Origin of the sequence: Wocania ichthyoenteri Th78 (assembly GCF_000789235.1) — a bacterium.
Classification (GTDB): domain Bacteria; phylum Bacteroidota; class Bacteroidia; order Flavobacteriales; family Flavobacteriaceae; genus Wocania_A; species Wocania_A ichthyoenteri.
In genome coordinates this window covers 1,873,919-1,896,958 of record NZ_KN525716.1, presented here as the reverse complement: position 1 = coordinate 1,896,958, position 23,040 = coordinate 1,873,919, and the positions used below count along the sequence as shown (strand labels likewise).

Annotated in this window: 21 protein-coding genes; 19 read left to right on the top strand and 2 right to left on the bottom strand. The window is 29.8% G+C overall.

From position 1 onward, the window contains the following. The first annotated feature begins 36 nt into the window (after window positions 1–36). The 14 genes from RG22_RS08250 to RG22_RS08185 are packed head-to-tail and all read left to right on the top strand — an operon-like array spanning window position 37 to window position 14,456. On the top strand, window positions 37–1,716 hold the full coding sequence (locus RG22_RS08250) for a DUF6909 family protein (RefSeq protein ID WP_034042372.1): 1,680 nt from the start codon (window positions 37–39) through the stop codon (window positions 1,714–1,716). A 12-nt stretch (window positions 1,717–1,728) separates the two neighbouring features. Next, window positions 1,729–2,808, top strand: a complete 1,080-nt coding sequence (locus tag RG22_RS08245) for a hypothetical protein (protein WP_034042370.1) — start codon at window positions 1,729–1,731, stop codon at window positions 2,806–2,808. Beyond that, the gene (gene rfbB / locus RG22_RS08240) at window positions 2,809–3,819 is read left to right on the top strand and encodes a dTDP-glucose 4,6-dehydratase (RefSeq protein WP_156113367.1); all 1,011 of its coding nucleotides are present in this window, start codon (window positions 2,809–2,811) and stop codon (window positions 3,817–3,819) included. Between the two features lie 3 nt (window positions 3,820–3,822). Then, window positions 3,823–4,680, top strand: coding sequence for a glucose-1-phosphate thymidylyltransferase RfbA (gene rfbA, locus RG22_RS08235; RefSeq protein ID WP_034042366.1), 858 nt, complete (start codon window positions 3,823–3,825; stop codon window positions 4,678–4,680). A 2-nt stretch (window positions 4,681–4,682) separates the two neighbouring features. After that, a complete protein-coding gene (gene rfbC, locus RG22_RS08230; protein WP_034042364.1) occupies window positions 4,683–5,231 on the top strand; it encodes a dTDP-4-dehydrorhamnose 3,5-epimerase in 549 nt (182 codons plus the stop codon). Further along, window positions 5,224–6,018 carry a dTDP-4-dehydrorhamnose reductase gene (gene rfbD / locus RG22_RS08225; protein ID WP_034042361.1) on the top strand — a complete coding sequence of 265 codons (795 nt, stop codon included), beginning with the start codon at window positions 5,224–5,226 and terminating at the stop codon, window positions 6,016–6,018. Before rfbC ends, rfbD begins: the two co-directional genes overlap by 8 nt. After that, window positions 6,015–7,142: a non-hydrolyzing UDP-N-acetylglucosamine 2-epimerase gene (wecB, locus tag RG22_RS08220; protein WP_034042359.1), complete on the top strand. Its 1,128-nt coding sequence runs from the start codon at window positions 6,015–6,017 to the stop codon at window positions 7,140–7,142. The genes rfbD and wecB overlap by 4 nt, the downstream gene beginning before the upstream one ends. Window positions 7,143–7,145: 3 nt before the next feature. Further along, complete coding sequence (gene wecC, locus RG22_RS08215; protein ID WP_034042357.1) at window positions 7,146–8,369, top strand: UDP-N-acetyl-D-mannosamine dehydrogenase; 1,224 nt, start codon at window positions 7,146–7,148, stop codon at window positions 8,367–8,369. 40 nt (window positions 8,370–8,409) lie between these two features. Continuing rightward, complete coding sequence (locus tag RG22_RS08210) at window positions 8,410–9,159, top strand: cytidylyltransferase domain-containing protein (RefSeq protein ID WP_052143683.1); 750 nt, start codon at window positions 8,410–8,412, stop codon at window positions 9,157–9,159. After that, window positions 9,156–10,190 (top strand): N-acetylneuraminate synthase family protein, encoded by a 1,035-nt coding sequence (locus RG22_RS08205; RefSeq protein ID WP_034042355.1) that lies wholly within the window; start codon window positions 9,156–9,158, stop codon window positions 10,188–10,190. The genes RG22_RS08210 and RG22_RS08205 overlap by 4 nt, the downstream gene beginning before the upstream one ends. A 1-nt stretch (window position 10,191) precedes the next feature. Next, on the top strand, window positions 10,192–10,713 hold the full coding sequence (locus tag RG22_RS08200; protein WP_034042353.1) for a KdsC family phosphatase: 522 nt from the start codon (window positions 10,192–10,194) through the stop codon (window positions 10,711–10,713). Then, window positions 10,713–11,966, top strand: a complete 1,254-nt coding sequence (locus tag RG22_RS08195; protein ID WP_034042351.1) for a glycosyltransferase — start codon at window positions 10,713–10,715, stop codon at window positions 11,964–11,966. Before RG22_RS08200 ends, RG22_RS08195 begins: the two co-directional genes overlap by 1 nt. Window positions 11,967–11,976: 10 nt before the next feature. Next, a complete protein-coding gene (locus RG22_RS08190) occupies window positions 11,977–13,215 on the top strand; it encodes an oligosaccharide flippase family protein (protein ID WP_034042350.1) in 1,239 nt (412 codons plus the stop codon). Then, window positions 13,212–14,456 (top strand): O-antigen ligase family protein, encoded by a 1,245-nt coding sequence (locus RG22_RS08185; RefSeq protein ID WP_034042348.1) that lies wholly within the window; start codon window positions 13,212–13,214, stop codon window positions 14,454–14,456. The genes RG22_RS08190 and RG22_RS08185 overlap by 4 nt, the downstream gene beginning before the upstream one ends. Here RG22_RS08185 and RG22_RS08180 read toward each other — a convergent pair. Together RG22_RS08180 and RG22_RS08175 are read right to left on the bottom strand one after the other, a co-directional pair. Beyond that, window positions 14,425–15,543 (bottom strand): glycosyltransferase family 4 protein, encoded by a 1,119-nt coding sequence (locus RG22_RS08180; protein WP_052143682.1) that lies wholly within the window; start codon window positions 15,541–15,543, stop codon window positions 14,425–14,427. The two genes, RG22_RS08185 and RG22_RS08180, sit on opposite strands and share 32 nt — an antisense overlap. Next, entirely contained in the window at window positions 15,470–16,471 is a 1,002-nt protein-coding gene (locus RG22_RS08175) for an O-antigen ligase family protein (protein ID WP_244462133.1), read from the bottom strand. The genes RG22_RS08180 and RG22_RS08175 overlap by 74 nt, the downstream gene beginning before the upstream one ends. Window positions 16,472–16,773: 302 nt before the next feature. On the opposite strand from RG22_RS08175, the gene RG22_RS08170 reads away from it, so the two are divergent. Genes RG22_RS08170 through RG22_RS08150 form a run of 5 tightly spaced genes read left to right on the top strand, consistent with a single transcriptional unit; the run spans window position 16,774 to window position 23,028 of the window. Continuing rightward, window positions 16,774–17,943: an O-antigen polymerase gene (locus tag RG22_RS08170; RefSeq protein ID WP_034042345.1), complete on the top strand. Its 1,170-nt coding sequence runs from the start codon at window positions 16,774–16,776 to the stop codon at window positions 17,941–17,943. Between the two features lie 9 nt (window positions 17,944–17,952). Beyond that, complete coding sequence (locus RG22_RS08165) at window positions 17,953–18,885, top strand: hypothetical protein (RefSeq protein WP_034042344.1); 933 nt, start codon at window positions 17,953–17,955, stop codon at window positions 18,883–18,885. A gap of 29 nt (window positions 18,886–18,914) precedes the next feature. Then, complete coding sequence (locus RG22_RS08160) at window positions 18,915–21,059, top strand: bi-domain-containing oxidoreductase (RefSeq protein WP_034042342.1); 2,145 nt, start codon at window positions 18,915–18,917, stop codon at window positions 21,057–21,059. 57 nt (window positions 21,060–21,116) lie between these two features. Next, window positions 21,117–22,292 (top strand): prenyltransferase/squalene oxidase repeat-containing protein, encoded by a 1,176-nt coding sequence (locus RG22_RS08155; RefSeq protein WP_034042341.1) that lies wholly within the window; start codon window positions 21,117–21,119, stop codon window positions 22,290–22,292. After that, on the top strand, window positions 22,279–23,028 hold the full coding sequence (locus tag RG22_RS08150; RefSeq protein WP_034042339.1) for a WecB/TagA/CpsF family glycosyltransferase: 750 nt from the start codon (window positions 22,279–22,281) through the stop codon (window positions 23,026–23,028). The genes RG22_RS08155 and RG22_RS08150 overlap by 14 nt, the downstream gene beginning before the upstream one ends. Window positions 23,029–23,040: the final 12 nt, after the last annotated feature.

Genomic DNA, 23,040 nt, shown 5'->3' with positions numbered 1-23,040 from the left:
GGCAAATAGTATTATCTTTGCAAGAATTAAAAATGTATGAGTAAAAAGAAACATCACGAAAGAACGAGAGCCCAAGAAAGCTCGAATGCTATTGAGAGAATGTACATTACTATGCGCCATTTGTTTAACCGAGGGTTTTATAAGCCTATGGGGGTTTCTGGAGAAACGTTAAGGCAATCATTATTATTATTGCGTCCAGAAATTTATGGTTCTATTGGTGATGAAAAAGCAGAACTAGAAGGCTTACTTTATGTTATTGATAGATTGCCAATTGGGATAGAAGAATGTACTTTTATTAATTTGACTAGTGATGAAGGATATTCAGATTCTCATTTCAAATCCATTATTCCTCCAAAAAGGCGTCGTAATTGTTACCGAATTGATGAGGAGCAAATGAATATTGAGATAACCAGAGGACGCTCAGAAATCTATGATATTTTAACGCACCTTACTTTTCTTTTTGTAGAGTCTCATAAAATAAGTAATCGTGTTTTAATTAACGATACAGGATCTACAACAAGAGATTGGGTTAAGTTAGAAAAAGCAGTTTTATCAACAAAAAAACTAACACAACCCGAGCGAGAAATTGCTATTACACATACCGCTAATATTTTAGGACGTACTTTTAGCGAATTAAGTACTGTGTATTCTAAATTTGCAACAACTACACAACCAGAGCGTTTATTACATATAGTATATTGGCTAGGTAAATTAGCCATTGAAGAGCAAATAAATAATAATAAACGTACAGTTACTTTTAGCCCCGTACTTAGAGAGCGCCTTGGACATCACATTCATGGTGAAATTTGGGCGAATACTATAAAAGAAGCACTACATAAAAACGATTTATTAGAAAGACCAATACATATTATAAGTGCAAATATGCATAGTGTTATGAATACACTTTTTGCTCCAAATGCATTGAAGTCTAAAAAAGGTGTTTTCGAGGTTTATGAGTCTTTAAGCCAAAAAGAAAGTGAAAATCTTCGAAATAAGGTAACTAAAGAAGCGTTACTTCGAGGTATGATTTATATTGAAGATACATCTGGGGCTAATATAGATGTTCAAATTTTTGATACTGATAAAATAGATGTTTCTAAAATTGATATAAAGACAGACGAAACAATTTTAAAAGATAAAAAACCAGTAATTTTTGTAATGGACTATGCTTTTGGAGAGCAAGCTTATGAAACTATTGATGAATTATTAAAACCCTATAAAGTAAAAGGAAAGAATATTCATTTGAATGTAGAATCTATTTCTATAATGGGTAAAGCAGGAATTTTAGAAGGAGGTAAGGGAGATATTATGATTCCAACTGCGCATATTTTTGAAGGAACAGCGGACAATTATCCTTTTAAAAATGAGCTTAAAAAAGAAGATTTTGAATGCCAAGGTGTTAATGTTTACGAAGGCTCAATGATTACGGTTTTAGGTACATCGCTACAAAATAAAGACATTTTAAAATTCTTTTACAATTCCACATGGCGTGTTATAGGTTTAGAAATGGAAGGTGCACATTACCAAAAAGCTATTCAAGCGGCATCAAAAGTTAGAAATAGTATAAGCCCAAATGTAAAAGTACGCTATGCCTATTATGCCAGTGATAACCCTTTAGAAACTGGAAGCACATTAGCATCTGGCGGATTAGGTACTTCTGGTGTAAAACCCACTTATTTAATTACAAGAAAAATATTAGAACAACTATTTAATTAACATCATAAAATTATGAGTAAAGATTTGCCACAACCACAACCTAATCAGTCTGAAGAAGTCGATTTAGGACAGTTATTCAAGCTTATAGGAAATGCTTTTGACCGTTTTTTTAAGTTTATTGGAAGCATATTCAATAAACTGTTTTTAGCCTTTGTATGGTGTGTCTTTTTCTTAAAAAAGCATTTTATAAAATTTGTTATTGCTGGAGTGGTTGGAATTGCTCTAGGTTTATTGTTGGAAAAAACATCCGAACCCGTTTATAAATCTTATATAACAGTTAAACAAAATTATGATACTGGTGAAAATCTATACAATGCCATTAGCTATTATAATGATTTAGTGGCACAGGGAGATATAAGCACTTTAGAAAATGTTTTAGGGATGAAACAAGATGAATTATCTTTCATTATAGATTTTGAAATTGAATCGATAATCAGTGAAAATCAAAAGTTAAAGGTGTATGATACATATATAAAAACCCTTGATTCTACTGTTGCTGCAACAATTGATTATGAATCCTTTTTAAGGAATGATAAAGATTATAATCATAAATATCAGCAAATAACTATAAAGGCTAAACAAAGAAATAGTTTTAACGCAGTTTTTAAGAAGATTATAGAAAACATCAATTCAAACGAATACTTTAAAAGGGAGCAAGACAAAGATTTAAAAGAATTGAAAGATCAGGCTTTAGCAATTTCTAAATCATTGATTAAATCTGATACTTTGCTTTCGGTTTATCAAAAAGCAATTATAAAATCGGCTGAAAACAATAACAACTCCCAAGCCAGAATTACAATTGATAATAAAGATACTGGAAGTTCTACAAAAGAGTTTGAGTTGTACTCTAAAGATTTGGAATTAAGAGAAAAACTAGTTGAAATAGAAAGGAATATTGCCGATAAACAACATCTTATTGAAATAACTTCGAGCAAACAAGATAGCGGCTCAATGGATAACGGCAAAGAAATTTTTGGTAAACCACTTAGCATAAAAAGGTATTATGCATTAATTTTAATAACATTAACTTTTTTAATTTTAATAAGCCTAGAGTTCATTAAATTTTTAGGACGTTATAAAGATAAAATATAGATTATGACTATTTTGATTACTGGTGGTGCTGGATTTATAGGGTCAAATTTTATTCCCTATTATTTAAAAAGCAATCAGCATGTTAAAATAGTAAACATAGATAAGCTAACTTATGCTGCCAACATATCTAATTTAGCAGCAGTAGAAAACAACACGAGATACACTTTTGTTAAAGGTGATATTTGTGATAGAGCTTTGGTTGAAAGCTTATTTGTTGAATATGATTTTAACGGCGTTATCCATTTTGCAGCAGAATCGCATGTAGATAATTCAATTAACAAACCAACAGCTTTTGTAAACACTAATATTTTAGGCACTTTTAATTTATTAGATGTAGCAAAAAACCATTGGATGGAAGCTCCAAATTTGCCAAAGGAACAACATAAAAACTCAAGGTTTCATCATATTTCTACTGATGAGGTTTACGGCACTTTAGGAGAACAAGGCTTATTTACAGAAAAAACCCCTTATGCACCAAACAGTCCGTATAGTGCATCAAAAGCATCATCGGATTTTATAGTGCGAAGCTATTTTCATACCTACGGCATGCATGTGGTAACCACAAATTGTTCAAATAATTATGGTCCAAATCAACATGACGAAAAACTTATTCCAACCATAATTAGAAAAGCTCTTTCTGGAGAAAATATTCCTATTTATGGCGATGGAAAAAACATTCGCGATTGGCTATATGTTAAAGATCATTGTAATGGGATAAACTTAGTTTTTAACAAGGGCGTTTCAGGAGAAACTTATAATATTGGTGGAAAAAACGAACGTAATAATTTATATATTGCAAATAGAATTTGTGAGATTTTAGATGATATAAAACCTAAAAACAAGTCGTACAAAAATCAAATTACTTTTGTTACAGACAGACCAGGTCATGATTATAGGTATGCTATTGACGCTACAAAAATTGAAAAAGAATTAGGTTGGCAGGCGCAAGAGAATTTTGAAACAGGAATAATGAAAACCATTAATTGGTATATAAATAAATATTCAAATTAAATTATGAAGGGAATCATTTTAGCCGGAGGCTCGGGCACACGTTTGCATCCACTAACAAAAGTGATTAGTAAACAACTTATGCCTATTTATGATAAACCCATGATTTATTATCCGCTTACTACTTTAATGTCTGCTGGAATAAAAGATATTTTAATTATTTCAACTTCAAAAGACACCCCAAAATTTAAAGAGTTATTGGGCGATGGAAGTGATTATGGATGCAATTTTCAATATGCCATTCAAGAACAACCAAACGGATTAGCCGAAGCTTTTATTATTGGAGAAGACTTTATTGGGAATGATAAAGTGGCTCTTATTTTAGGAGATAATATCTTTCACGGATCTGGATTAAACGAGACTTTACAAGCTAATATTAACCCAAAAGGAGGCGTTATTTTTGCATATCATGTTAACGACCCGAAACGTTATGGCGTTGTTGAATTCGATACCCAAAACAAAGCCATTTTAATAGAAGAAAAACCAATCAACCCTAAATCAAATTTTGCAGTCCCAGGGATATATTTTTATGATAATGCTGTCGTACAAATAGCAAAAACTATTAAACCTAGCCATCGCGGAGAACTAGAAATAACCGATATTAATAAAGCATATTTAAGCAAAGGAGCACTTAATGTACAAATATTAGATAAAGGCACCGCTTGGTTAGACACTGGCACTTTTGCATCGCTTATGCAAGCCTCTCAATTTGTGCAAGTTATTGAAGAGCGACAAGGGCAAAAAATAGGATGTATTGAAGAAGTAGCTTATAAAATGGGATATATTGACAGCGTTCAACTAAATAAACTAGCACAACCATTGCTTAAAAGCGGATACGGCGAATACCTTCAACAATTACTATAAATATGACAGTTGAAGAAACCATTTTAAAAGAATGTTTTGTAGTTACTCCAAATGTAATTAAAGACGAAAGAGGCTATTTTTTCGAAAGTTTTAACAAAGCCAAATTTGAAGCCCAAACAGGAATACTTACTAACTTTATTCAAGATAATCAATCGCAATCTTCAAAAGGTGTTTTAAGAGGATTACATTTTCAAACAGGCAAGTTTTCTCAAGCAAAACTTGTTAGGGTTATTAAAGGGCGAGTTTTAGATGTTTGTGTTGATTTAAGAAAAAAATCACTAACATTCGGGAAACATTTCTCAATAATTCTAGATACTATTGAGCACAAACAACTTTTTATTCCTAAAGGATTTGCACATGGTTTTTTAGTTTTAGAAGATCACACTATTTTTTCTTATAAATGTGATAATTATTATAATAAAGCTTCAGAAAAAGGCATCATCTATAATGATAAAGAACTAAATATTGATTGGAATTTTCCAACGGAAGGTTTAATACTTTCAGAAAAAGACAAAGTACTACCAACATTTGAAGCTTACTTAAATGAATAAACGAGTTTTAGTAACAGGTGCAAATGGTCAATTAGGAAAAACCATTAATGAGTTGTTCTCTAAAAACGAATACAGCCTTGAATTTACCTTTGTCACTAAAGCAGAATTAGACATTACCAAAGAAGCAGATTTAAAACTGTTTTTTAAAAAGAATAAATTTGATTATTGTATAAATTGCGCAGCTTACACCAATGTAGAGCAAGCTGAAAAAATGCCTAAAATAGCTTATAAAGTAAACGCAGAAGGTGTAAAATATTTAGCTGAAGCTTGTAAAGAAACAGACACGGTATTAATTCATATTTCAACAGATTATGTTTTTGATGGCGAGAAAACAGAGCCTTATACAGTCGAAGACAAACCAAACCCTATTAATGAATACGGAAAATCAAAACTATTAGGCGAGCAACATATTCAAGACATTTTAGAGAAGTATTTTATAATAAGAACCTCGTGGTTGTATAGCAAAAAACACGGCAATAATTTTTATAAAACCATTTTTAAAAAAGCAAAAGCAGGTGAAGACCTCTTTGTGACAGATACACAAATAGGATGCCCTACGAACACAGAAAGTTTAGCAAATTATACAATTAATTTAATTATCTATAAACTAGAAGATTACAGAATTAGACACTTTTGTGATGAAAAGATTATGACTTGGTATGATTTTGCTGAACAAACTTTAAAAGAAAACAGGTTATATAATAAAGTAAAACTTGTTAAGGCAAAGAATTATCGTACTTTTGCACGCAGACCCAAGCATAGTGTTTTAACAAATCTACCCAAATGAAAAAGAAAAATTTAATTGTTTTTGGAACAAGACCTGAAGCCATTAAAATGGCGCCATTAGTGAAGGAGTTTTTAAGCCATCAAGATAAATTTGAAACTAAGGTTTGTATAACCGCTCAACATAGAGAAATGTTGGATCAAGTTCTTGATTTTTTTGAAATCACTCCAGATTTCGATTTAGATTTAATGAAACCAAACCAAAACTTATATACGCTTACGGCAGATATAATTACAGGTTTGAAGACTGTTCTAGAAGATTTTAAACCAGATTACGTGTATGTTCATGGGGATACAACTACTACTATGTCTACAAGCATCGCAGCGTTTTATTCAGGAGCCCAAGTGTGTCATGTTGAAGCAGGCCTAAGAACTTTTAATAAACGATCACCTTTTCCAGAAGAAATAAACAGAAGTGTAACAGGAAGTATTTCAGATTTTCACTTTTCACCAACACCTACATCAAAAGCAAATTTGATTAGAGAGAATGTAGATGAAAAGACTATACTAATTACTGGAAATACAGTTATTGATGCGCTTAATTTTAGCACAAACAAAGTTAATTTACCTCAATTTCAAGATGAAGAGATAGATAGCCTAAAAACAATTATAGACTCGTCTAAAAAACTCATATTAGTAACTGGGCATAGAAGAGAAAATCACGGACAAGGCTTTGTTAATATATGCGCTGCTTTAAAGGAATTGGGACAACAACATCAAGATTGCCAAATTATTTATCCTGTGCATTTAAATCCAAATGTTCAAAAACCTGTTTATGAGTTATTGAATGATATTACTAATATCAAATTAATTAATCCATTGTCGTACCCTGCATTTGTTTGGTTAATGAACCAATCCTATTTAATAATTACAGATAGTGGTGGTGTTCAAGAAGAAGCACCAAGCTTAGGAAAACCTGTTTTAGTTATGCGAGATACTACTGAACGCCCTGAAGCAGTTGATGCTGGTACCGTTTTATTAGTAGGAACCAATAGTGAAAAAATAGTAAATGAAACCAATAAGCTATTAAATAATAAAGAATTTTATGATTCAATGAGTATGTTACATAACCCTTACGGGGACGGCACAGCTTGTGAAAAAATAGTTAATTTTATTTCAAACCTTTAAATTATGCATAAAAACCCAGAAGTTGTTATGGTAGGGTTGGGATATATAGGTCTGCCAACAGCAGCGTTAATTGCCCAAAACAAAACTAGTGTTCATGGAGTAGATATTAACCCAAAAGTAGTTGAAACTATTAATGCAGGGAAAATACATATTGTTGAACCAGAATTAGATATAGCAGTAGCAAATGCTGTTAAAGAAGGTTATTTAAAAGCATCAACAACTCCAGTTGAAGCTAATACATATCTTATTGTTGTACCAACTCCTTTTAAAGGAAAAAATGAGCCAGATATCTCTTTTGTTGAAGCTGCAACAAAAGCTGTAATTCCTTTATTAAAGGATGGTGATTTATATATTATTGAATCAACATCTCCAATTGGAACTACAGAAAAAATGATGCGTTTAATATATTCTGAAAGACCCGAACTCGAAAATAAATTACACATAGCTTACTGTCCAGAACGTGTGTTGCCTGGAAATGTGATGTATGAGCTTGTTAATAATGATAGAGTTATTGGAGGTGTAGACGATCAATCTACAAAAAAAGCCATAAAGTTTTACAGCCAATTTATAAAAGGAGATTTACACGAAACAAACGCCAGAACTGCCGAAATGTGTAAGTTAGTTGAAAATTCTTCACGCGATGTTCAGATTGCTTTTGCAAATGAGTTGTCTCTTATATGTGATAAGGCAAATATAAATGTGTGGGAGCTTATCGAATTGGCAAATAAACACCCAAGGGTGAATATATTGCAACCAGGATGTGGTGTTGGTGGTCACTGCATTGCAGTGGACCCATATTTTATTGTATCTGATTACCCTATGGAATCTAAAATTATAGGAAAAGCAAGAGAAATTAACAACTACAAATCTTTTTGGTGTGCCGAAAAGGTACAGACAGCCAAGTTAGAATTTGAATTAAGGCATGGGCGCAAACCCAGTATTGCCTTAATGGGGCTTGCATTTAAACCTAATATTGACGATTTACGAGAATCTCCAGCCAAATACATAGCTCAAAAAGTATTGCAAAATGCTAATAATGAAGCACATTATATTGTCGAGCCTAATATTTCTGAGCATAAGATATTTAAGTTAACAGACTTTAAAAAAGCAGTCGATTTAGCTGATATTATTGTTTTTTTAGTGGCACATGATGAGTTTAAAGACTTAAAGCTTTCTAATGATAAAACAGTATTAGATTTTTGTGGAGTTGTTGATGCTATTAAATAAAGATGTTAAATTTTACTAATTATATTTTAATACTAATATAATGAATGACTTAATTGTTTTGATACAAGCTAGAACCGGGTCAAGTAGGCTTCCAGGTAAAGTATTATTACCATTTTATAAAAGAAAATCAATTTTAGAGATATTAATTAATCAATTAAGAAAAACAAATATAAAATGTGTAGTTTGTACATCAACAAATTATGATGATAACCGAATTATAGAATTAGCAGACAGACTTAAAGTTTCATGGTTTCGAGGAAGTGAGCATAATGTTCTTGAAAGATTTGTTAATGCTGGTAACGAGTTTAAAGCTAAAGGCATAATTAGAATTTGTGCCGATAATCCTTTTTTGAATATTGGATTTTTAAATGAAATGATAGAGACATGGAAAACATCTGAGAGTTTAGATTACTTAAGCTATAAAAATCATAGAAATATACCAGTAATTAAAACTCATTTAGGTCTTTTTGCAGAAATTATTTCCTTAGGCGCTATGGAAAGAACATTAAAGCTAACAACTGCAAAAACACATTTAGAGCATGTTACAAATTTTATTTATGAAAATGATCATATTTTTAAAATTAATCTGTTGGATGCACCAGATATTGTTTTTAACGAAGATGAAATAAGATTGACTATAGATAATAACGAAGATTTTATCAATGCTCAAAAAGTTTACACCAAGTTTGTTTTTTTAAATAAAGATATACATGAAACAATAAAATATATAAAAAACTCTCAAGATATTTCACTAGTAATGAAATTGAACATTAAAAAATATAATAAATGACATATATAATTGGAGAAATAGGGCAAAACCATAACGGTTCTGTAGATATTGCAAAATTAATTGTAGATGTGGTATCTAGACCAATTCATGATAAATTATTTGGAAAAGAACTTAAACAGATGAATGCTGTTAAATTAACTAAAAGAGATTTAGCACAAGAGTTATCTGCATCTCAAATGAAAAGACCTTATAATGGAAGCCATTCTTTCGGAAAAACTTACGGAGAGCATCGTGATTTTTTAGAATTAAATGATGAAGAGCATTTTGAAATTTATAAATATTCAAAAGATAAAGGTTTAGATTTTATCGAAACCTTATGCGCTGTGGGCTGCTTGAGCTTGTTGAAATTGTTCACGCCGGATAAATTAAAAGTAGCTTCAAGAGATTTGACGAACCTGCCCTTACTTGGAGCATTAGCGGAAACAAAAATCCCTATGATTATATCTACAGGCATGGCTGGAGAAAGAGAACTAGAAGATGCTATCAATGTTATTACAAAATATAATAGTGATCTATCTATTTTGCACTGTGTTTCAGAATACCCCACTCGATACGAAAATGTAAACTTAAAAACGATTACGTATTTGCAAAAGAAATATCCAAAATATAAAATTGGATATTCTGATCACACAATAGGAATAGCGACTCCAATAGCAGCAGTTGCCATGGGAGCTAAAATAATAGAGAAACATATTACACTTGATAGACAGATGAAAGGAACCGATCAAGCTGGTTCACTTGCCATAGACGGAATATATAGAATGATGAGAGATATTAGGAATCTTGATCAATCAATGGGGGAGGAAAAAATATGTATCGAGGAATCAGTAAGTATTGCACGTGAAAAACTAGAACGATCTATAGCCACATTAAAACCATTAGAGGCAGGGCATATTATAACTGAAGATGACATTCATTTATTAAGTCCCGGAGATGGTTTTAAATGGATGGACAAACATCAAGTATTAGGAAAAAAACTAATAAAAACATTACCCAAGGACGAAATAATTTATATAAATAATCTTAAGTAAGATGATGTTACCTAAACTAATATTGACAGATATTGATGGAGTATGGACTGATGGTGGAATGTATTACTCTAATGATGGAATAGAATTTAAAAAATTCAACACATCGGATAGTGCAGGCGTTTTGTTTTGCCATATTTTAGGGATTAAGGTTGGAATCGTTACTGGTGAGAATTCTGAAGCAGTTAAAAAGAGGGCAGAGAAATTGAAGATTGAACATGTTTTTGTAGGAGTTAAGAACAAAAAAAAAGTGGTTGAAACTCTCCTAAGTAATTTAGGCTTAAACTGGAATGATGTAGCCTATATTGGCGACGATTTAAACGATATTGAAGTTTTACAAAAAGCAAGAATAAGTGCTACCCCTCAAGATGCTCCAGACTATATAAAGAAATATGCTAAAGTTATACTTTCCAAGAATGGAGGAGATGGTGTTTTTAGAGAGTTTGTAGAGCTCATTATTGAAAAGGAAAACACGGAAAAAGCAATAGAAGATTATTTAAAAAACCTTAAGTCATTTTCTCAATAATGAAGATTTTTTATTATGATGTTTGGACCCATGGAACAAGGTGCTTTGTTCCATTTGATAAGGAATTGAAAAGATTAGGACATGAAACAGTTCTAATTCATACAGGTTCTTATAAAGAGAACACTCCTAAAGAGGAAGTTGTAAATGGTATTTTATGTAGAGATATTAGTTATTACAATACCCGGTTTATTTATAAAGTATTAAAACGAGAAAAACCAGATGTTCTAGTTTCGTTGAATACAAAATATATTTGGGATAGAGCAAATGTTATGGCTTGCAGAAAGTTAGGTATAAAAACAGTATTTTTAATGCATGGGGATTTTCCTCTAGGAGACTACTTAAAAGATGCTATAGAAGCATTCAAACCTAAAAGTAAGTTCTCAAATAAAAAGAACAAAGCTTTTTTATATTTAAGCAAAATAATTCCAAATTATTTTTATTCAGTTTTGAATAAAAAACCACTTTTTCTTTTAAATATTAAGTTATGGAAGATTGTTTTCTCTTATCTAAGAGATCAATACCAAGCTATGATGCAACCAATTTATACTGAAGACCTGTTAAATGATTATTGTCTTGTATATTCAAAAAAATATGAGGAGTATTATAAAGAAGTAGTAAATTATCCAAAAGACAGAATAATAGTTGTTGGTAAACCAGACTATGATGTTTTCTATAGGAGAATTGCAAAAAATGATTTTGATGCATCTACATACCTTAAAGGCAAGCCTTATAAAATTTTGACGAGCGGCAAAAAATATGCTTTATATATTGAAAACGGTTATCCTGAAGTAAAATTAAAAGGTTGGACTGATGAGTATAGAATACAGCATATAAAAAACATAGCTTATCGAGTAAAAAGGGAGGGGTATATTTTAGTTGTTAAATTGCACCCCCATACAGATATAAGTAAAGTTAATTTAGATATGGACGATAACACAATAGTGTTAAAAGAGACAGATATTTATGCTTTAGTTTACCACTCTTCTTTTTGTATTGTACATGCTTCAACAACTAACGAAATACCAATATTGTTGAATAAACCTATTGTTTACCCAAAATTTGGAGCTTCAAAAAATGCAGTTGATTATTTTAAAGACTTAAAAGTTATTGAGTATTGGCAAAACTTAAACGATAAAATACCTTTGTCAATAAATAAAGAAGCTAGAGAGGATTATATAAAAAATGATTTAGTTTTTCACCAAAAAGGAAGTTCTTCGGTATCACAAATTGTTGATGTGATTATTAATAATTAATTAATTTTTCATGTTTTTTTTAAAAAAGATAAAATCAGAAAATTTTTTTAAAAATGATTCGGTAGTTTATCTTTTTAGCTCACTAATTGGTTTTGGCATCCCGTTTATACAAAATTTTTTATTTGCAGCCCTTCTATCTGAAGAAAATTACGGCAAATTGGTTTTTTTTATTTCTCTTTTTGGGACACTATCAGCTTTTTTCGGATTTGGTATTGGGGCATTATTGCAAAGGTATTATTACGATAAGAAAGAGAAACAGTTATTACAAGAAGTTTTTGGTTTTTGGCTTGTATGTGCCATATGTTTAATAGTTGTTTTTTTAATTGTTGGTAAGATATCTTTTTCAATTTTTTACGATTTACCGTTTACCTTTCAATTCTATATTTTAGTTGTATTAGCATCTGCTCTATTTTCAATTAACTTAACTTTTTTAAATATTTATATAGTAGGTAAAAAGCCTATAAAGTACGGCTTGCATTTAATTTTAGGGAGGCTTTTTTTATTTATCGCTTTAATTTTTGTTTACTTTTATTTTCAAAATGATTTAAAAAGCTATATTATAGCTTACACGATTGCTTCCTCTTTGATTTTTGTAGGGACATTAATAGAGTTTAAAATTAACCCATTTACGAGGATAAGACTGAAAACTATAAAAGAATATCTTAAGTTTTCTTACCCGCTAATGATTAATTCTGTTAGTGGGATTGGCTATTCACATGGATACAAAGTCTTATTAAAACTGTTTCTATCCTATTCTGAGCTTGGTATTTTCAATATAGCATCTAGTTTGGCTAATAGTTTTTATTTAGTATCTAGCTCTTTGCTTAAAGGTTATATTCCAAATGCATTTGAGTACTTAAAAAAGAACACAAAAAAGAGGGAAATCCCTTTTTATAGGAAAAAAATCTTAATCATTTCATTAATATCCTTTTTATTTTTTATTCCAATGAGCTACTTATTTTTGACTTATTTTAAAAATGGAGTTTATATAAGTGCTATTTATTTATTGCCAATATTGTTATTGGCTCAAATACTGCTTTTATTGTATGGAGAAAGAAGTTTAGTTCTTCTTTATTATAAGCGTACCCCATTAATTACCACTTCTGTTTTGTCGGGCAGCGGCATTAGCGTTCTGTTGTTATTAGTATTGATGTATTGTGATAAGGGGCTCGTATTGGCCGCATTGCCTGTTTTAATTGGATATGGTATACAATTTATTATTGCCACAAAGCTTAGTAGAAAAATATGATAACTAAGGTAAAAATTAATAAGGCTACATTACTTGAATTCGTATTTATACAGGTATTGATTTTTAGCCCAATGGCCTCTATTTTGGGTAACTTATTACCATCAATCGGCAAAATAAAGTTCTCTTGGGTTTATTGGATAATTGTTCTTTTCTTAGGGCTTTTAATCTTAATAAAGTACAAAGTTGGGAGAAAATACTTAGGAGTAATTTTGTTTTTTATTTTTTTTAGCACGATTTTTTCAAAATCATTTGATTTAAAAACTTTTATTAATGTTATAAATAGCCTAAACATTTTGTTTGTTTCTTATATATTGATTAAGAAAGATTTTTTTAATAAAAATGTTATAAAAATTTTGTTCTACGGGTTTGTTCTACAGTTTGCAATTATTTTGGTTATTAGTCTAGGTCAATTAGAGGGAGCAATTCCTTTATCATTATCCGCATCAGGCTATGTTAATGCTACTCATTTAGACGATGGAAGTGTGGTAAAAAGACTAAATGGTTTTTTTTACCACCCTTTTGACTTATCAATATTTTTCTATTTTTCTTTAATGACCATATTTTATATGGTATCAAAAAAAAGCAAATATGTGATATTGTTTTTTTTACTCTTTATAATGTTCATTGTAAGAATAAAAATGGGCTTTGTTTTAAGTATATTGGTATTCTTATTTTATTTTTTATTTATTGATAAAAGGTATCGGAAAATAAAGTTTGTATCATCTGTATTTGTATTGTTTTTTGGAGCTTATATAATATTCAAATATATGCCAAAAGAACAATTATCGTATTTTAACATCAATTTATCTTTTCCTTATTTTGATCCACAATTTTTAACTGGAAGAGGCTCTATTTGGAATATTTATTTTAAAGGCATTCAAGAATATTTTGGCTTAATGGATTATATCTTTGGGTATGGATTTGATACTCACGATTTATTTACTAAATCTATGACTCCTGAGCATTGGTATCCACTTAGATCTGGAACAAGCTATATACCAGCCCCGCATAACTTATTATTGCAATTATTTGTTTTAGGGGGGCTTTTGTTGATTTCCTTTTTTATATTAATTACTGTAAAGTTTTATAAAATAATAACAAGGAGTGCTTTTCTTGTTCTTTTATTTCTTCCAGTTTTGGCCTATGGAATAACTGCTTCAATAATGGATATTAATTTTTTCTGGGCCATGGTTTCAATAGCTCTTTTTTTTACTCATAAGTTTTCAAAATATCAGATATAATTTGAATTAATTTGTTTTCAAAGATTTCTTTGGTATAGCATAACTTAAATTTAGATTGGGCTTGAACTCCCATTTCAAGCATTTTATCTTTGCTTTTTAATAGAAACTCTATTTTATTTGCGAGTTCGATCGGATCAACCTTGTCAAGCAAAAGCCCTGTTTTGTTATTATCTACAATTTCGGAAATAGCACCCTCATATGTAGAAATAACGATTAAACCATACGACATAGCTTCTAAAATAGAAATTGGGAAACATTCATTTTTGTAAAATGTAGGAAGAACAAAAACAGAACTGTTTTCTAGAAAGGTTTCCTTGTCTTTTCCATATTTAGCTCCATGATGTTTAACAATATTGCTTAATCCGTTCTCTCTAATATAGGATATGAATTTTTCTTTAAAACTTTTGTCCTTATGCCATTTTCCAACAAAATCAACATTAAAATCAACATTTCTTTCTTTTAAGATTCTTGCAGCTTGCAACAATATAAAAGAGCCTTTAGTTTCTTGCAAATTTGATAGGTACAAAAGGCGATTATTTACGCTTTCTTTCTTAATAACTTCTTTGTGGCCTATACCATTTGCAAGAAAGTAAATGTTTTCTTTTTTAACAATCTCCTTAATGTCAAAATATAACTTAGGAGAAAGGTGAATTACTTTGGCATTTTTGAAAATAAAAGCATAAAGGCTTTTTTTGAATCTATTTGTTTTAATAATAGCATTGATCCCTTTTCCATGAAGATGAATTACACGCTTGATTCTAAAAAGGCGTAAAATTAAAATAATCAAGGAATCTTTATAAAAAGCAATTCCATGAGGAGACAATGTTATATAAGATAAATCAATTTTATTCTTTAAAAGAGTAAGTAACAACTTTTTATAAATACTTAGAGCTCCAAAGTATTTTGAAAATTTATTTTTTCCAACATCATTAATATCTTTGGCCGTAGTTAAGTTAATATAGTATGGGTCAAAAATAATATTGTTATTAATTGCATGGCTTTGATTTATTAAATCATTCATCAATGAAGCGCCATGTACTGGAGGAGGAAGTTGAAATATGAATAGGACTTTTGGTTTTTTTTCCATGAAAATGATTGATTAAAAATAAGTTACTAAAAAAGGCGAAAAAAACAATGCCTTTATTAACATAAAGAAAGGATTCTGTAACACAAATACAAATAATACTAATTAAAAATAAAAGAGGTAAAAGTAGTTTATTTTTATAGAAATATTTTATAAAAAATGCCATATAAACCACAAAAACTAACAATCCAACATAACCAAACATAACGGCATAGGTTAAATATTGATTATGTGTTATTAATTCTTTTCTGAATGGGATTCTATATTTATTTTTAAGGTAAGTTCTTTTTAACTCATCTGTGTAGTTTCCAGTACCAACACCCAAAATAGGATTTTTGGATACAATTTCAATAGCAGAGGTCCATAATTGTTTTCTTAGTCTAGCTCCTTTTTCGCTATAATGTGGCATGTTTTTTTCAAGAGAAGTTGTGTTAAAAACAGATATATATCGCCATTTAATAACAGGGTTTAAATAAGCAATGCTAAAAATGAATAATAAAAAGGCCCCTATGATTAAAAAAATATTTCTGAATGGTAATTTATTTTTATTTAAAAAGAAGGCTAATGCAATAGCAGTTAAAAAAACATAAGAGACAGTTATATTTCTTGACCCTAAAAGAATAAGTATTATAGAGTTAACAACAAGTATTAATATGTGATTTTTTGTTTTGTTTTTAAAGTATTTAGAAATTAAATATAAATTTGATAAAAGAATATATATTGAAAAATATATAGGCTCTAAACCCACTTTTTCAGCTAAATTTTTGTTGGTAATATTCCATAAAATGTTATTTGATGAATTATGTTTTAAAAGGGCAACCACTATATTAGTAAAACATATAAAACACAATATACTTACACAAATAGAAAAAGCCAATAATACAATTCTTAAATTAACTTTTTTTTGATAGGATAAAAAAAAGAACGGCATGAGAAAAAACACCAAGTTTCTTTCAATATATTTGTACGAGTTAGAGTTTAGATCAGGATATAATAGGCCTAGAATCTGCAAAAAAAATATAGAAGATAGTATGAAAAAATAATTCCAACGGATTTTTTTTATATTATTACTTTTCAAAACAATACAAATTCCCAAAATAAGAAAGATGATTGCAATATTATTTATAAGCATAGGAAGCGGAATCGTAAATGCTACAATTGCAAATAAATAATTTATAACGGTGTCTGGGTTTTTTAAAAATTGTATCATAGAAGGGATAATTTAGCAAAGATATGGATATAACTAAAAATTACTCAGGTTTAGCCACCTTATGTTACTTTAATATTATTGGTTTTTTTATTAGTGATATTATCTATCATGTTTTTGCAAAAAACAGCATTATTTATATTAGGCCAACATTAATTATAAAAACACTTTTTTTAGTGTTATTTTTTTATTTAATAGCTAAAAATTACAATCGAATAAAATATAAAGAAATATTGTTGATTTTAGGCATAATATCATTTTTGTTTTTGTTAGAACAAATTCTTTTTAAGAGCAAATTCAATTTTAAAAATTCTATATTTTTTGGAAGATATATTTACATAATGCCAATGTATTTGGTTTATAGCTCTCTTTTAAATCGCGATAAAGAAATAAAAAAAGCAATTTTTTTGATTGAATATATATATATATTTAATGCAAGCCTTATGATTATTGCGGTTTTTTTTGATATAGATTTTTTTAAACGCTACTCGGATGCAAGGTTTGGTTACACAGGATTTTTTTCTAGAGATTCAATTAGCTACTTATCATGTTTAATGATTTTTTATTATCACTATTTGCTCATGAAAAAATGGAGTTATAAAAACTTCTTGCTTTTTGCTTTAGCAATTTTTATAGGACTTATTACCGGTACAAAATCAATTTACTTGTTTTTAATATTATTTTTTATCTATCTGTTGATTACAAAGGAAAAGAGAATGAAGCCTATTATAGTTTTCATTGTATTTGCAATAGCCATATTTTGTTCAACAAACGCGTTTAAAAAAACATACTCATTATTTTATAGAATTTATGAAGAAAACGGACTTGTAAATTCTATAACATCTCATAGAAGCGAGCTTTTAAATAATATAATTTCAGGCAACTCCTTTTATGAAAACTTAAAACTATTCCTTTTTGGGGGCATAGATTATTCGGCTATCCGTAGACCAGAAATGGAACTTTTTGATCTAATATTCTATTTTGGAATATTTGCAACTATTTTAATATACTATTTTTATTATAAATATCTATATGTTAAATTTTATTGTAAAGAAAACAAGTTTATCCTCTTAACATTCTTTATAATGGCTTTTTTTGTTTCCAACTTCATACACAATATAAATCTATCTTTATGGTTAATTATTTTTTGTAGCTATTTTTTGAATGAAAAAAAGATATCTTTGCAAAAAATGTAATAAAACAGTATGAAAAAAACAACTTTACTATTACTCTTATATTTAGTTTTCACCAATTGTAATAATAAAAATAAAGCTTCTATCAACGAAACATTTAATGAATTAGAATTGAAAAAAGAATTAAATGATTCAAAAACAGAAAATGATGATAAAATTGATAAAGCTTTTAAGGATGGGTTGTTTGTTTCTAACAATATAGGGTTTGATATAGTAATATTGGGAAGAAGCATATTTTTAATTCAAGACGATGGGATTGATAAACCAGATTCTGAATATTTTTTCCATGTTTTACAAGATGGGAAAGAATTGCAGAACCTGGATTTTGTAGTTAAGAAAAAGAAAGTAGAAAATCTAAACAAGTATGCAAGCCTTTTAATATGCGAAATTAAAATACCTATTGAAATAAACGTTGATAAACCATTTAAGGTGAATTTTGGGAAACTTGGGGTTAATAAAAGCAGACTCTGGAACAAATATATTTCCTCAGATAAAATTAAACATGAGACATACGACAATAGGTACTTAAATAAAATAGATTCTAAGTTTAATATTTTTGATAAAGAGCTGGAAAATGTATTTAACTATGGGTATTTTATAAAAAGAGCCGAGGGATTTGATTTATTATATAACGATAATATCCTATATTTCATTAAACAAAATGCAAATGATAAAGATTTGAAAAATAGGTTTTTTCTCCACTGTAAAATCAAGAATAATGAGAAATTGAAGAATTTAGATTTTTATTTCGATAAGTATAAAATGAAATCTACAAGATATCCAAATCTATCAATAGCAAAAAGGATATTACCAGCTTCTACCATTTCTTTCTTTGTAGGGCAATTTAGAAAAGACGGAGTCAGAACGTGGGCATCAAAATATAATATTGACGACATTGTTTATAATGATGCTTTAATTTATGATGATGAATATAAAGAGCAATAGTTAGAAATAGCTTATTAAAAAAATTAAATATGAAACAAGTAATACAAAACTTTAAAACTGGAGAACTTTATGTTGATGAAGTACCTAAACCTTCAATTTCTAACAATATGGTGTTGGTCGAGAATAAGTTTTCTTTAATTAGTGCAGGAACAGAGAGAGGTACTGTAAAAGTAGGGAAAGCTAACCTTTTAGGAAAAGCTAAACAACGACCAGATTTAGTGGCCCAAGTACTTCAAAACATCAAAAAAGAAGGATTAAAGGCTACAATCGATAAAGTTAAAACCAAACTAGATTCTTTAAAAGCATTGGGGTATAGTACATCAGGAGTGGTTTTAGCATCTTTAGATAGCGATAGTAGGTTTAAACCCGGAGATCGAGTAGCATGCGCTGGTCAAGACTACGCATCTCATTCTGAGATAGTAGGAATACCTCAAAACCTTGTAGCAAAAATACCTGATAATGTATCTTTTAAAGAAGCAAGTTTTACAACTTTGGGAGCCATAGCTATGCAAGGGGTGAGACAAGCAGATCCTAGGCTAGGAGACAAAGTATGTGTTATAGGTTTAGGGTTATTGGGTCAGCTTACAGTTCAACTATTACGAGCTAACGGGTGTAAGGTTTTTGGTGTAGATTTATCTAAAAACTTAGTTGACCTAGCAATAGAAAGTGGCGCTGAAGAAGCTCTTTTAAGAAACAACCCTAACTTGCTTACATCTATTGATGGTTTTACAAATGGGCATGGTTTTGATAGTGTTATTATTACTGCGGCGGCGCCTTCTAACGATCCTATTGAACTCTCAGCTATTATTAGCAGAAAAAAAGGTAAGGTTGTTGTTGTTGGTGCTGTGAAAATGGACATACCAAGAGATCCAGATTTTTACCGTAAAGAATTAGAGTTGAAAATGTCATGTTCCTATGGACCTGGGCGGTATGATACAAAATATGAGGAAGATGGAGAAGATTATCCATACGCCTATGTTCGATATACAGAACAACGAAATATGGAAACTTTTTTAGGCTTAATTTCTCAAGGAGCTGTCAAATTAGACAATCTTATTACACATATTTTCGATATTGATGAAGCTGATAAAGCATATGATATTGTGCTAGGAAAAACAAGAGAGCCTCACATTGGGATTTTATTAAAATATGATCAAAATGATAAGAAAGAAAGTAGCTTAGTCTCTTTAGATTCAACTCCAAATATTAGTGATATTAATGTAGGGTTTATAGGAGCAGGAAGTTTTGCTCAAAGCTATTTAATTCCTCATGTAAAAAAACAAGGAGTTTCACTAGACACAGTAGTGACAACTAAAGGCATTACAGCAAAAAATGTAGGTTCAAAATTTGAATTTTCCAAAGCATCTTCAGATGCTAAAGATATTATAGGCAGTTCTGAAATAAATACTGTTTTTATTGCTACACCTCATAACTCACATAGCTCGTATACTATAGAGGCTTTAAACTCCGGGAAACATGTTTTTGTGGAAAAACCCATAGCTATGAATTTAGATGAATTAGACAAAGTTAAAGAGGCTTACTTAAAAAGTAAATCAAAATTAATGGTAGGGTTTAATAGAAGGTTTTCTCCGATTGCAGAGAAAATCAATGAAGTTTTTTCAAAAAACAATGAGGCTAAAGTTATAAACATTAGGGTAAATGCTGGGTTTTTACCTAAGGAACATTGGACACAAAACCCAAACCTTGGAGGAGGGAGAGTAATAGGAGAAATGTGCCATTTTATTGATTTAATGCAATTTTTTACTTCTTCTAAGCCAATTAAAGTATATGCAGCATGTGTTAAAACAGAAAACACTAAACTTACACCAGAAGATAACATATCAATAACTATTTCTTTTCAAGATGGCTCAATTGGAAATTTATTGTATTTAGGAAATGGGGATAAATCTTTACCTAAAGAATTAGTAGAGGTATTTTCAGGAGGCACTATTGGAAGAATTCATGATTTTCGAAGCGGTGAAATACACCAATCAAATAAGGTCGTAAAGTTAAAGCTTGATGGAAAGGGACACAAACAAGAGATTGAAGCTTTTATAAGTTCTTTAAAATCAAATAAAACCTCTCCTATACCTTTTGAATCGATTTATTTAACAACATTAACCACATTTAAGATTTTAGATAGTATTGCCACTGGTTTGCCTCAGGAAATTTAGTGTTAATATGATTATTTTATTAGTTTTTGAATAGTTAGATTTTATAATATATTTTAAATGGATTTTTTTTACAAGAGTTTTCTTCAGTTAAAAGTTTATTGTGAAGAAAATAGTTTCAAAGGATGGGATCCATATGATGGACTAAATAGTTGGATAATACAAAAAACACCTCTTGGTAAATTACCTTTTTTTAGACTCGCTTGGATTCAACTTTTTAAAAGAAACCCAATAAACCTAAGGTCTCTTTTTGGAATTAAAAAAGATTATAATCCAAAAGGGTTAGGTTTATTTTTAATAGGGTATTGTAATCTTTATAAAATCGAAAATAAATCAGAAACCTTAGAAAAAATTAATTTTCTTACCAATAAAATTTTAGAACTTCAAACAAAAGGGTATTCGGGAGCATGTTGGGGTTATAATTTTGATTGGCAAGCTAGAGCTTTTTTTCAGCCTAAGCACACTCCAACTGTTGTGGCGACTACATTTATTACAGAGGCCCTTTTAGAGTCGTATGGGGTAACAAAAAATAAAGAATGCTTAAATGCAGCTATAAGCGCATCTAAATTTGTTCTAAATGATTTAAATAAGACTTATGATGATGAAAAAAACTATACGTTTTCATATTCTCCATTAGACAACACTCAAGTATTTAATGCTGGTCTATTAGGTGCTAAATTACTATGTTTGATTTACCAGCACACAAAGAATGATGAGTTATTAATTAGTGCTAAAAAAGTGGTTTCGTATGTTTGTAAAAAACAAAATAAAAACGGGTCATGGGCTTATGGTACATTGCATTTTCATCAATGGATAGATAATTTTCACACTGGGTATAATTTAGAGTGCATAACTACTTATCAGCAAATATCCAAAGACTTTTCATTTAAGAATAATATTGATAGAGGGCTTAAGTATTACTTGGAAACATTTTTTACTGATTGTGGAATTTCAAAATATTATAATGATAAAACTTATCCTATAGACATCCATGCTCCCGCTCAACTTATTGTCACATTGAAGAAATTAAATGTTTTATCAAAAGAAAAACCTTTAGTTGATAAAGTATTAAACTGGACAATAGAGAATATGCAGTCATGTAAAGGGTATTTTTATTATCAAAAAAAGAAAACAGTTATGTCCAAGATTCCATATATTCGTTGGGCACAAGCATGGATGTTTTATGCATTTAGTTACTATTTTTTAGAGTTTGAAAAAGAGAATGGAAAAGATTAATATTTTAAATACTTCAATTGATAACTTTTCAATGGAAGAAACGTTAAAGTCTATTGAGGCTGGAATAGAAAAAGGTCTGCAATTACATCATGTAGTTGTAAATGCCGGGAAAATTGTAGCCATGCAATCAGATTTACAATTGCGTAAAAGTGTCAATGAGTCTGATTTAATTAATGCTGATGGACAAGCGGTTGTATGGGCATCTAAAGTTTTAGGAAAACCTTTAAAAGAGCGCGTAGCCGGAATTGATTTAATGATTGAGTTAGTTAGATTAGCACACCAAAATCAGTATAAAATTTTCTTTTTTGGGGCTAAAGAGGACGTTGTTAAAGCTGTAGTCGATAGATATTCAAACGAATACTCGCCCAATATAATTGCTGGTTATAGAAACGGGTATTTTAAAAAAGAAGACGAACAAAATATAGCAAAACAAATTTCAAACAGTGGAGCCAATATTCTATTTGTTGCGATAAGTTCACCAACAAAGGAAAATTTCTTGTATGAAAACAAGAAATTACTAAGCAATGTAAATTTTATTATGGGCGTTGGAGGTAGTTTTGATGTGGTGTCCGGAAAGGTAAAACGTGCCCCTGTTTGGATGCAAAATACAGGCTTAGAGTGGTTTTACCGTTTCATTCAAGAACCTAGACGAATGTGGAAGCGGTATTTAGTAGGCAATAGTAAGTTTATAATCTTGGTTCTTAAAGAAAAATTTAGAAAATCTAATTCACATTAGTTTTGTAAGTTT